At 36.5% G+C, this 11,251-nt stretch carries 11 protein-coding genes; 3 read left to right on the top strand and 8 right to left on the bottom strand.

Going from position 1 to position 11,251, the window contains the following annotated elements:
* Positions 1 to 84: 84 nt before the first annotated feature.
* The 8 genes from proS to GSA01S_RS00180 form a co-directional block, all read right to left on the bottom strand.
* On the bottom strand, positions 85 to 1,524 hold the full coding sequence (proS, locus tag GSA01S_RS00215; RefSeq protein WP_066123429.1) for a proline--tRNA ligase: 1,440 nt from the start codon (positions 1,522 to 1,524) through the stop codon (positions 85 to 87).
* 337 nt (positions 1,525 to 1,861) lie between these two features.
* The gene (gene lepB / locus GSA01S_RS00210; RefSeq protein WP_066123426.1) at positions 1,862 to 2,452 is read right to left on the bottom strand and encodes a signal peptidase I; all 591 of its coding nucleotides are present in this window, start codon (positions 2,450 to 2,452) and stop codon (positions 1,862 to 1,864) included.
* A 59-nt stretch (positions 2,453 to 2,511) separates the two neighbouring features.
* Positions 2,512 to 3,396 (bottom strand): methyltransferase domain-containing protein, encoded by an 885-nt coding sequence (locus GSA01S_RS00205; RefSeq protein WP_066123423.1) that lies wholly within the window; start codon positions 3,394 to 3,396, stop codon positions 2,512 to 2,514.
* A gap of 72 nt (positions 3,397 to 3,468) precedes the next feature.
* Complete coding sequence (gene glmM / locus GSA01S_RS00200) at positions 3,469 to 4,827, bottom strand: phosphoglucosamine mutase (protein WP_066123419.1); 1,359 nt, start codon at positions 4,825 to 4,827, stop codon at positions 3,469 to 3,471.
* 32 nt (positions 4,828 to 4,859) lie between these two features.
* Positions 4,860 to 5,963, bottom strand: a complete 1,104-nt coding sequence (locus GSA01S_RS00195) for a CdaR family protein (protein WP_066123416.1) — start codon at positions 5,961 to 5,963, stop codon at positions 4,860 to 4,862.
* Positions 5,963 to 6,814 (bottom strand): diadenylate cyclase CdaA, encoded by an 852-nt coding sequence (gene cdaA / locus GSA01S_RS00190; protein ID WP_245631230.1) that lies wholly within the window; start codon positions 6,812 to 6,814, stop codon positions 5,963 to 5,965. The genes GSA01S_RS00195 and cdaA overlap by 1 nt, the downstream gene beginning before the upstream one ends.
* A gap of 289 nt (positions 6,815 to 7,103) precedes the next feature.
* On the bottom strand, positions 7,104 to 7,355 hold the full coding sequence (gene yidD, locus GSA01S_RS00185) for a membrane protein insertion efficiency factor YidD (protein ID WP_066123409.1): 252 nt from the start codon (positions 7,353 to 7,355) through the stop codon (positions 7,104 to 7,106).
* A 13-nt stretch (positions 7,356 to 7,368) separates the two neighbouring features.
* On the bottom strand, positions 7,369 to 7,974 hold the full coding sequence (locus GSA01S_RS00180; RefSeq protein WP_066123407.1) for a TVP38/TMEM64 family protein: 606 nt from the start codon (positions 7,972 to 7,974) through the stop codon (positions 7,369 to 7,371).
* 171 nt (positions 7,975 to 8,145) lie between these two features.
* Between GSA01S_RS00180 and GSA01S_RS00175 the strand changes: the two genes are divergently transcribed.
* The 3 genes from GSA01S_RS00175 to GSA01S_RS00165 all read left to right on the top strand — a co-directional run bounded on the left by GSA01S_RS00175 (position 8,146) and on the right by GSA01S_RS00165 (position 11,051).
* Complete coding sequence (locus GSA01S_RS00175) at positions 8,146 to 9,246, top strand: M24 family metallopeptidase (protein WP_066123404.1); 1,101 nt, start codon at positions 8,146 to 8,148, stop codon at positions 9,244 to 9,246.
* A gap of 243 nt (positions 9,247 to 9,489) precedes the next feature.
* Positions 9,490 to 10,485, top strand: coding sequence for a biotin--[acetyl-CoA-carboxylase] ligase (locus GSA01S_RS00170; RefSeq protein ID WP_066123401.1), 996 nt, complete (start codon positions 9,490 to 9,492; stop codon positions 10,483 to 10,485).
* A gap of 14 nt (positions 10,486 to 10,499) precedes the next feature.
* Positions 10,500 to 11,051: a biotin transporter BioY gene (locus GSA01S_RS00165; RefSeq protein ID WP_066123400.1), complete on the top strand. Its 552-nt coding sequence runs from the start codon at positions 10,500 to 10,502 to the stop codon at positions 11,049 to 11,051.
* Positions 11,052 to 11,251 lie beyond the last annotated feature (200 nt).

Below are 11,251 nucleotides of genomic sequence, written 5' to 3'. Positions count from 1 at the left end.
TATTAATACGATTCTGCCATTACGTCGATAACATATTTTTGTTGAAAGATAATGAGTCAGTTTCTAAACTCAATTCTTTTAATTTTAATATGCTCTTGCTAACCATACCGTATGTTTTGCAGGTTGGCCTGTTACGATACAGGTCGTTTTTTCCTCAACTTGACCTGCAAATGGAATATTACGGGTGGTAAATCCGGTTAACTCTTTAATTTTAGCTTCACTTTCTTCAGTACCATCCCAGCCAGCTAATACCCAGCCTGGCAATTCTCCAGCTGCACGTTTTGTTTCAATATGTTCGACTAATTCATCAAGCGTATTAATATTTGTATGATAATTTGCTTGATTCATCGCCCGCGCTGTTGTTAACAAACGTGTTTGCATGGTTGTTAATTCACTTTCAATCGTCTCAATAAAGTCAGCGAATGGGACAACTTTTTTATCACTCTCATCACGTAATTTAATGATTACTTGCTCATTTTGTAAGTCTCTTGGCCCACACTCAATACGTAAAGGCACTCCTCTTAATTCCCATTCATTAAATTTATAACCTGGTGAATTATCAGTATCGTCTATTTTAGTACGAATCCCTTTAGCTTTTAACTGAGTATTCAATTCCTCAATTTTTTCTAAAATTGCGGGATTTTTTTGCCATGGTCCAACTGGTACTAATACAACTTGAATTGGCGCCACTTTTGGTGGTAACACTAATCCTTGATCATCACTATGCGTCATAATCATAGCACCAATTAAACGGGTTGAAACACCCCAAGAAGTAGTATAAGCATAAACGTGTTCATTATCGGTATTTAAATAACGAATATCAAACGCTTCTGCGAATTTTGTTCCCATATAATGAGAGGTACCTGCTTGAACAGCTTTTCCATCTTGCATCATTGCTTCGATTGAATAAGTATTTTCAGCACCGGCAAAACGTTCTGAAGGCGTCTTTTCACCTGCCACTACTGGAACCGCTAATAACTCTTCGACAACTTCGCGATAAATAGTTAACATTCTCATTGTACGATTTTTTGCTTCTTCAGCTGTCGCATGTGCAGTATGTCCTTCTTGCCATAAAAACTCAGACGTACGTAAAAACGGTAAAGTTTTCTTTTCCCAACGAAACACATTGGCCCATTGGTTAATTTGCATTGGCAAATCACGATAAGATTGAATCCAATTACTATAGGCATCGCCAATAATCGTTTCGGATGTTGGTCTTAAAGCTAAACGTTCTTCTAAAGGTTCCCCTGCAGCTTCCGTTACCCAAGGTAATTCCGGACTAAATCCTTCGATATGATCTTTTTCCTTACTAAAGAAAGTTTCAGGAATTAGCATTGGGAAATAAGCATTGCGAACACCCTCTTCTTTAAAGCGAGCATTAAAAGCGGCTTGAATATGTTCCCAAATTTCGAAACCATCCGGTTTAAAAATCATACATCCTCTAACCGGTGAATAATCCATTAAATCTGCTTGTTGAATTGTTTGTAAATACCATTTTGAAAAATCTTCTTTACGTGTTACCATTTTTTTGCTCCTTTTTTAAAATATAAAAATAGCTGTTTCATCCTGTGTTAAGGACGAAGAACAGCTACTCCGCGGTACCACCTTATTTGCTATAAAGCCAACTCTTTGCCGATAAGGGGGCGACCCAAATACAGATTATAGTAGGTTCTTTTAGGGGACATTAGTTGCTTGCAGCTGGGACAACCTCTCTTAAAATGCCGAAACTAAAATACTAGTCTATACCACCTTCATTATAGCGACAAACTTACTAAAAAACAAGAACATACCGCTTTTTAAAAACAACTTTTATTGTTTACTCGCTTTTATTTGATTTATTCTTTCGAACTCATTGCGTTCACTAACGATTGATAATCGCATCGCCAGTATCGTTAAGTTTATAAGTATCCAGTAAGCCCATCTTATTTAGTGGCCAATAAATAACATTGGCTTCACCAACAACACTCTCAACGTCGACAAAGCCAAAATCACGTCCGTCTAATGAATTTTGACGATTGTCTCCCATTACAAATATTTTTCCTTCTGGTACTGTTGTTGAACCTGTGATTTGTTCCAAAGTAAAGTCACTGGTAAAGTTGCCGTTAAATTCATCTTGTTTCGCCTTTAAATAAGGTTCATCTAAAGCTTTCCCATTAAGAATCAATTGATCATTATTCACTTCAACAGTATCACCTGGCAAGCCGATAACACGCTTAACATACATTTTTTCTGGATTGTTCGGTGCGTTGATTATGACTACATCAAAGCGATCAACTTCTCCTAACTTCCACATAAATAATCGTTCTCTATCAGCTAAAGTATAATCCATCGAATGTCCATCGACCATGAACGGTTGTAAAGCCACTTGTTGGACTCCCCACACAATCGCAAAAACAATGGCAAAGGTAAATAAGGTACTCACAATTTCACGTAAGATTACTTTCATATCCATCTTAATTCCTCAAATCTAAATTAGTTTCTATATTATTTTAACTTGATTATGAATTAAAATCAATCCAACTTATGACCGACTAATACTGTACAATTGAGCGTTATTTGATTAGACAATGATTGCACAAGCTGTTCCTTTTGTTCTTCACTCAGTTGCCACGCTAATGGAGTCATTTTTAATAAAGCTTGCTTATCTTGATAAGAAAGATGAACTTTATCATGAATGAGATAGCGGTGATGATCAGGAAAATGGTGTGTAAATACTTCTAAGACTTTGGAATTATCATAAACCGTTGGATCTGCTAAATGATATTGTGCTAGTGCTTCACGCACTTCCACTAAATAATCCGCATTGGGAATGACTTTAATAACTAGGCCATGTGGCTTCAAAATTCGTTTGAATTCTTGATAATTAGCTGGCGAAAGTATTGAAAAAATAATCTCTGCTTTTTCATCTTGAATGGGTAAATTAGCTAAATCAGCGATTATGGAAAAAATCGCTCCATTATACTCTGTTGCCAGTTGAATGCCATCCTTGGATAAATCAACCCCAATAAATGCGGTACTCTCAGGCAGATATTGCCGCATACGCATCAAATGACTCCCTTCACCACTTCCAGCATCTATTACCAATGTTGGTGCTTTAGTCAAATGGGTTGAAATAATCGTGTCAAATTGACGATGCAACGCATCATATAAGGCAGTATCTTGAATGATGTGTCTTCTAGCGTTAAATAATTCCTTATCATACTTTGTTGGTGATAATTTCGTTTTTGATAAATAATAATAACCTTGCTTAGCGCCGTCAAAGCGATGGTGATGAGAGCAAACAAAACTACTGTCCTCTTGATGAAGAGGTAAACCGCAGTGAATGCAAGCACCCCAATCTTCAATTGGCCAACTGTGTAACCATTGTGTTGTTAATTGTTTTTTTGAAAATTTCATTGATTATTCCTATCTTTATGAATGAAAAAGGGCCGGGACTCCCAGTCCTAGCCGTTTTTTCAACCATCTAATTTAGTCTTCTAAACCACGAACTTCACGAATAACATCCGCAATACGATGAACATAATTAGCACATTTTTCATCGGTAGAAGCCTCTGCCATTACCCGTAACAATGGTTCTGTTCCACTTGGACGAACTAAAATACGTCCATCACCGTTCATTTCCGCTTCCACTTCATCAATCACCGCTTTAACAGCTGGTTCATCCATAACGGTATGCTTGTCCCGCACACGAACATTCACTAATAATTGAGGAAAAATCGTTACTTCAGCAGCCAATTCAGATAATGATTTGCCTGTTTCTTTCATTACATATAGTAATTGAATGGCAGAAAGTAAGCCATCACCGGTAGTATTTAAATCTAAAAAGACAATATGTCCAGATTGTTCCCCACCTAATGTATAGCCACCATTACGCATTTCTTCCACTACATAACGGTCACCCACAGCCGTTTTTAAAGCAACCATGCCGGCTTCTTCAACTGCTTTATGGAACCCAATATTACTCATAACCGTTGAAACAATGGTATCATGAGCTAAACGTCCTTTAGCTTTTATGTGTTTACCACAAATATACATAATTTTATCGCCATCCACAATTTCACCATTTTCATCAACAGCAATTAAACGGTCACCATCGCCATCAAATGCTAAACCAACCATCGCTTTTTTCTCTTTAACAAAGTTTTGTAAAGCTTCTGGATGAGTAGAACCTACACCATCATTAATATTAAGACCATTTGGACGATCACCCATGGTATAAAATTCTGTCTCTAAATCAGCAAATAATTGACTGATTAATGGTGAAGTCGCACCATGAGCAGCATCAATACATACTGTAATCCCCGATAAGTCATTAGGAATTGTTGTTTGTAAGAATTGAATATATTTACTTGATGCTTCATTAAATTCTTCTAAAGTTCCTAAACCATCGCGACTTGGACGTGGCAAAGTATCTTCATCCGCATCTAATAAGGCTTCAATTTCTAACTCTTGATCATCTGATAATTTAAAACCATCCGCACCAAAGAATTTAATGCCATTGTCTTGTGCGGGGTTATGAGAAGCACTAATCATAACACCTGCCACCGCACCTTGTGTACGAGTTAAGTATGCAACCGCTGGTGTTGGTACGACTCCTAATTGCATTACTTCAATTCCAATTGATAATAATCCTGCAATTAAAGCATTTTCTAGTAATTGTCCTGAAATTCTTGTATCGCGCGCTACTAATACACGTGGATGCTCAATATTATCTGCGTGTTGACGTAATACATATCCACCAAAACGTCCTAATCTAAATGATAATTCCGGTGTTAATTCTTCATTTGCGACACCGCGTACCCCATCAGTTCCAAAATATTTTCCCATTATATTGCTCCTTTTATTGCTATTATTCTATTTTATTCATTATTTGTACGATTACTTTGCGTTGTTTCTTCTTCTGTTACTGTCGTTTGTTCATTCGTTGGTGATGTTTCAACAGGTGCTGTTGATTCTTCCGCTGAGGATGGTTGTGAAACGGTTGTTTCATTAGACTCTACATCGGTCTCCGTCTGCAGATTATTGACTGTGACGGTTACATCGACCGTCTCGGGTGAAGCACTAATGCCATCTATTAGCTCAATGACACCTAACACATTACCACTCGTTACTAAGTCTGAAACATCTACAATCACATTCAAACTGTCAATATTCGCTATATTATCCCCGCTAATCGATACTGTCTGGAGATTCGATAGTGTATAGTGATATTGAAAGCTTTCATTTTCACCAACCGGTACAATGTTTAACCCTATCGTTTTGGTTTTTTCTCTTAAATTGACCGTTGCTGTAATTTCCGTTTCTGATGGATTAACATCCAATGGATTACCATCCTTATCTAAAATTTGAACCCGATAATTTTTTGTAAAGGAGGTACTTTGTGGTTTATCCGCAAAAATTTGAATTAAAACGCGTGCTACCTTATTGATTTCATCGGCTGAACCCGACAAGGTTACTTCATTAATATTTAATTCAACGCTATCTATTTCAAAACCTGCTGCCAAAGTCCCATCAGCAATTTCATACTCAACTGGTTGCGTTAAAGTCTCTTTCGTAGAAATCGTGCCATAAAATAAATCGGGTGTCACTTTATAAACAATTGAATCGGGTAAACCAATGACTTCAAAACGAATTGATGACACTCCTGCTTTTTTGCCAACTAAAGATTCTGTTTGAACGGTTATATCTTCTTCAGAAATTTGATTAATGATATTTTTAGGACCACTTAAGCGCACAGATACGGTTTCAGGCATCCCGCTAACAAAAGTCCCATCATCATGTTCACCTAAATGCACCGGTACGTTCGAAATGGTTACTGTTGAATCGATACTCGCTGAATTATTATTCAATGCCAGAGAGGCTAGAGAGTTATTTTCGTTCGCTACCGATACAAATAATACTAAGGCAAAGAATAATGAGATTAAACCTACCACCCAATTATTATCAAATAATCTATTCTTCATTATTGATCACCTCTTTGAGAAAAACCATTCAAAAAGAATTCTTTGATTAGCATAGGTAAAGATTTTTCTTCATCATCTTCGTCATCAGCTGTTAAATATTGGGTTAACAATTGATGCAGTTCCTCATTCGACACATCTCGATGGAGATGGTCTCGTTTGACCAATGAAATAGACCCTGTTTCTTCTGACACAATTAAAGTCAACGCATCGGTCACTTCTCCTAATCCTATCGCTGCACGATGCCGCGTCCCTAACTCTTTCGGTATTAATGTACTCTCTGAGAGAGGTAAATAACTTGAAGCTGATGCCACTCGATAATCAGAAATGATTACCGCCCCATCATGTAAAGGGGTATTTGGAATGAAAATATTAATCAGCAATTGATTACTTACATAGGAATCCATTTCAATTCCGGTATTAATATACTCTTCCAAACTATCTTCTGCTTCAATCGATATTAATGCCCCAATTTTACGCTTTGACATATATTGTACTGATTTTTCCAAATCTGTGATTAATTTATCACTTGGATTTTGCATACTTTTGCGATTACGGAATAGGTTTTTCCCTAAGCTTTCCAACGCTTTTCTAATTTCAGGTTGGAATAAAATAATAAGGGCTACTACTCCCCATGAAATTACTTGATTTAATAACCAGTCTATGGTCTGCAACCCCATCAACGAACTGAATGCCTTCGCAATAAAAACGATAGCTATTCCTTTTAATAAATTCATCATGCGAGTTCCTCGCGCCCATAAGAGAACTTGGTATATTAGAAACCAGACAATGACAATATCTAAAATCTTAGCCAATGTTTGATTTCCCATATAACGTACTATCCAATCTATCAATCGCGTCACCGCCCCCTTAATTCTCGTTTCATTATATCACAAATCATTTCTTTGTGTGAAAATTTGTGTAAAAAAAAGACCGGTCAGTATCATTTTGAGCAGACTCCCAAGGTTAGACCAAAATCTAAGACCTTTGGGCATCACTTCAATTCTGTCCCGTCTTATATTATTAGCATATGACACATCAATAAATGACAATTTCTTAAACTTGTTGAGAAGCCAACTATACTACAATCGCCATCCGAAGAGACGATCTATCTGTGGTCTATTTCTTAATTAATCCCTTAGGTTAATGGTGATGATGCGAAGGATTGCGACGTAAAGAAAAATGCTCTGGTACTTCATCTCTACCGCCTTTGACAAACGGATGGCACCTTAAAATTCGAGCAATCCCCATCATAAGCCCTTTGAAAGCACCATGTTTTTCTACCGCTTGTAACATATAACTGGAGCAAGTGGGATAATAACGACAAGAAGGTGGCTTCATAGGTGAAAGGTAAGTTTGATAGAATTGTACTAATTTAATAATGATTCGTTTCAATTATAATCGACTCCTAACCCCATAATGTGCTTGCAAAGCGAATAATTTCAGCCCAGGCATAAGTAAATACAAATAATGAAATAGGTCGACATAATAATACTAGTATGAAAAATCGTTTAAAAGTTAATTTCGACATTCCTGAAATCATACAGAATATATCATCAGGAAAAACTGGTAAAATAAACCCAATAATTATCAACCGCTCGAAAGCTTTGCTATCGCCAATTTTGCTGATATATTTTTCATATTGTTCATCAGAAATAAAGGCTTTAACTACCGATTCACCAAAACGTCTCCCTAGATAAAAATTGATGCAAGATCCTATTAACATTCCGGTAACATTACATAAAAAACCTAGCCAGGTTCCGAAAACCAAATTCCCGATGACGTTCGTTAACCCCATCGGAATGATTGGATAAATTGTTTGCGTAATTTGTAGGAAAATAAACACGATAGGTCCAATAATCCCTAACTTTTCTAATAATTCATTAAATCCGCCGCCTGGCTTAAAAAAAGAAGACTGTGCAATAAAAAAGGAGGCGATAACGGTAAAAATAATGCCCACAATTGTCGTATATCGAATTAATGAGCGCTTTTTTTTAAGTGAAATTAATGACATGCTGTACTCCTTATATTCAGTGTTAACGTAAGTATATCAATAAAAACGTGATAATGTTATCCGTCTCTAGTCTCAGATCTTTTATCTTTAAGACCCTTCGACTTTTAAATCAATGAATGTTACCATTTTTTGTATTATAATAATCTCTATAATAAAAAAGGAGGATTCTCTATGATTCATTATACACGCATTCAAAGCCTGATGAAAGCAATAAAAGAAAATCATTACACTGACTTAATAATTAGTAATCCTACTACGATTGCCTACTTAACGAGCTATCAAAATTTTGAGCCCGGTGAGCGTTTATTTATTTTACACCTCAATGAAAAAGGCTCTATCACTCTTTATCTCAATCGACTATTTCCAGAGCCCCCATCTCTTGCTATCGATTGTGATATCATTTGGTACCGTGATGGCGAAAACATTATTAAAGAATTAGTCAAACATCTAAATTACAATGGTAAAATTGGTATCGATAAAGATTGGCCGAGTCATTTCTTATTAAGCTTAATTGAAGAGATGCCTCACGCTCAATTTAAAAATGGGAGTCCATTAAGTGATCAGCTACGTTCTATTAAATCGAATGAGGAGCAAGAAATGATGGCTGAAGCTTCTCATTTGAACGACCAAGCAATGGAATATCTCATTCAATTGGTGGCAAAAGGATTACCCGAGACTGAAATGGTTACTTTATTAAAACAAAAATACCAGGAGCTTAATTGTGATGGTTTTTCATTCGAACCAATTATTGCCTATGGTCCTAATGGCGCTGATCCTCACCACACTACAAATAATGACCAACCTAAAGTCGGCGATAGTGTTGTTATTGATATCGGAAGCTTTTATCAAGGCTATGCTAGTGATATGACTCGTACGGTTTTTTATGGCGAGCCAAGCAAAAAGGCTCGTGAAATTTATGAACTGGTTAAAAAAGCCAACCTAGCGGCCATCAACCAAGTTAAACCTGGCGTCACTTTCGCCTCTATTGATCAGGCGGCCCGTAAAGTCATTGAAGAGGCAGGCTATGGTCAATACTTTACCCATCGAACTGGCCATAGTATTGGCATCGAAGTCCATGAACCAGGTGATGTGGGGGCTTTTAATCAAGATATCGTTGAAGTAGGCAATGTTTTCTCAATCGAGCCTGGTATTTACCTTCCCGGCGAATTAGGTGTTAGGATAGAAGACTTGGTCATTGTCACTGAAGAGGGTTGCCGTGTAATAAACAATGTCTCTAAAGACCTAATCAGCTGTCAACCTTCACTTTCTTAATCTCTTATAAATAAGTAATGCTTCAATACTTAAGAAAACTTAGAACTTATGCGCTTGATAACGGATGATTTAATGGATACCTCTATTTAAACAATGATAAGCTTTATTGTCTATCGATTAAATTCCGCTTACTCAAGCGTGTTCTTTTATTGTTTTTATGTCACCTTGTATAATTTTCAGGTTGACACAACAGGTGTTTTCGATTATTCTATCGTTATTAAGACAAAAAAGGAGTGAACCTCAGTGTCAACACGACAAAAAGTGTTAGATTTTCTAATAGAGGCCGCACCAGAACCTATTTCTGGGCAGTTTATGGCTGATCATTTAGCATGTTCGCGAAATGCAATATGGAAAGCCATTGAACAATTACGCTCTGAAGGCTATCAAATTAATCAGCAAGGCCGCAAAGGATACGTTCTCGTTGATAGTGTCAATCACTTAGAATTAACTCAGCTAAAGCTACGATTGGCAACAATTTGGCCAGAGTTAGACATTACCATCGAAGAAAAAGTGAGTTCAACTAATGACTTAGCTAAAATTCATGCCACTCAATCTCCCACTATACCTGGATTATTTATTGCCACAGAACAGACAAAAGGGCGCGGGCGACATGGGCGTAGTTTTGTTTCATCTTTAGATCATGGTCTCTATTTATCCTTAGTTTTTAACCCCAAAGTAGATTCTTTAAATGATATTACTTTATATACTACGCTAGCGGCAGCTGCTATGACTAAAGCTATCAGTCATTATACAACTCGTCCACTTGAAATCAAATGGGTCAATGACTTATTTTATCAAAATAAAAAAGTAGCAGGAATTCTATGTGAGTCGATGATTGATATAGAGTCACACCAAGTAAGTTCTATTATTATAGGTATTGGATTGAATTTAGCCGGTAATTTCGAACAGGAATCTGAAGAAATCAAACAAGTTGCCGGAACAATTTTCGGTGATGCTATCCCAGCAAATTTTAATTATAATCAGATGTTAGCTCTGTTTATTGAGTCCTTTTGTGAATATGAACAAAACATTGATAAACGGGAACATCTTAACTATTATCAAGAACGTTTGTTAGGACTGAATCAGAAAATATCTTACCTTCAAAACGGTCAAACACAAAGCGCGATTATTCGTGGAATCGATAAAGATGGACATCTATTAGTCGAACATGATAATCACAACATAGAAGCATTAATCGGTTCTGAAGTTCATTTTTCTAGTTCACAATTTAGTAAGTAAAAAGGAGTTATTTTATGAAAACAAGAGATATTACTTTAATGGCAGTTATGTTGGCACTATTAATTATTTGTTCCCAAATCGCGGTTCCCATGTGGCCAGTAGCCATCACTTTACAAACATTCGCCGTATTATTAATCGGCATGCTTTTAAATCCTAAACAAGCTTTAATTGTAACGACATTTTATATGATTCTAGGATTAGTTGGGTTACCAGTTTTTAGTGGTTTTTCGGGTGGTTTTAATAGCTTTTTATCACCATCATTTGGCTTTATTATCAGTTTTATCCCAGCTTCGTTTGTCACTTCATTGCTATCACGTAAATCAAACAGTTCATTAAAACAATTCATCATTGCTGGCATTGTGGCGACGATTGTTATTTATGCGATTGGGGTACCTTACTTAGGCTTTATCCTCAATCAAGTTCTTAATTTATCTAAATCTGTTGCTCAAATTATGCAAATCGGTATGACGCCATTTTTAATCGGGGATTCAATTAAATTAGTGTTCGCTAGTTTAGTCGCTGTAAGATTAACTAAAATCGTCAGATTAAATTATAAACCACTATAATCCGACCATTTTTATTGGCATTCAAATTGAACCTTCTTCATCGTACGATGGCGAAGGTTTTTTATGATACAATAATTGAAAATAATGGCTCTTTGTCAAATGGTGTAAGAGGCTGGACATAAACTTGATAAATTCAGTCAAAATTATTGTTCGTTAATTAACAGCGCAGTGGTTGAGTGGCATCAAACTGCGTCTTAATG

Origin of the sequence: Globicatella sanguinis NBRC 15551, from assembly GCF_001552295.1 — a bacterium.
Taxonomy (GTDB): Bacteria; Bacillota; Bacilli; order Lactobacillales; family Aerococcaceae; genus Globicatella; species Globicatella sanguinis.
This window is presented reverse-complemented; position numbering and strand designations above follow the sequence as displayed.

What these genes read in the sequence shown, in the direction of transcription:
- GSA01S_RS00195 (WP_066123416.1), bottom strand. Translation starts at nt 5,963, where the DNA reads ATGAAGAATAGATTATTTGATAATAATTGGGTGGTAGGTTTAATCTCA.
- GSA01S_RS00205 (WP_066123423.1), bottom strand. Translation starts at nt 3,396, where the DNA reads ATGAAATTTTCAAAAAAACAATTAACAACACAATGGTTACACAGTTGG.
- lepB (WP_066123426.1), bottom strand. Translation starts at nt 2,452, where the DNA reads ATGGATATGAAAGTAATCTTACGTGAAATTGTGAGTACCTTATTTACC.
- glmM (WP_066123419.1), bottom strand. Translation starts at nt 4,827, where the DNA reads ATGGGAAAATATTTTGGAACTGATGGGGTACGCGGTGTCGCAAATGAA.
- GSA01S_RS00175 (WP_066123404.1), top strand. Translation starts at nt 8,146, where the DNA reads ATGATTCATTATACACGCATTCAAAGCCTGATGAAAGCAATAAAAGAA.
- GSA01S_RS00165 (WP_066123400.1), top strand. Translation starts at nt 10,500, where the DNA reads ATGAAAACAAGAGATATTACTTTAATGGCAGTTATGTTGGCACTATTA.
- GSA01S_RS00180 (WP_066123407.1), bottom strand. Translation starts at nt 7,974, where the DNA reads ATGTCATTAATTTCACTTAAAAAAAAGCGCTCATTAATTCGATATACG.
- proS (WP_066123429.1), bottom strand. Translation starts at nt 1,524, where the DNA reads ATGGTAACACGTAAAGAAGATTTTTCAAAATGGTATTTACAAACAATT.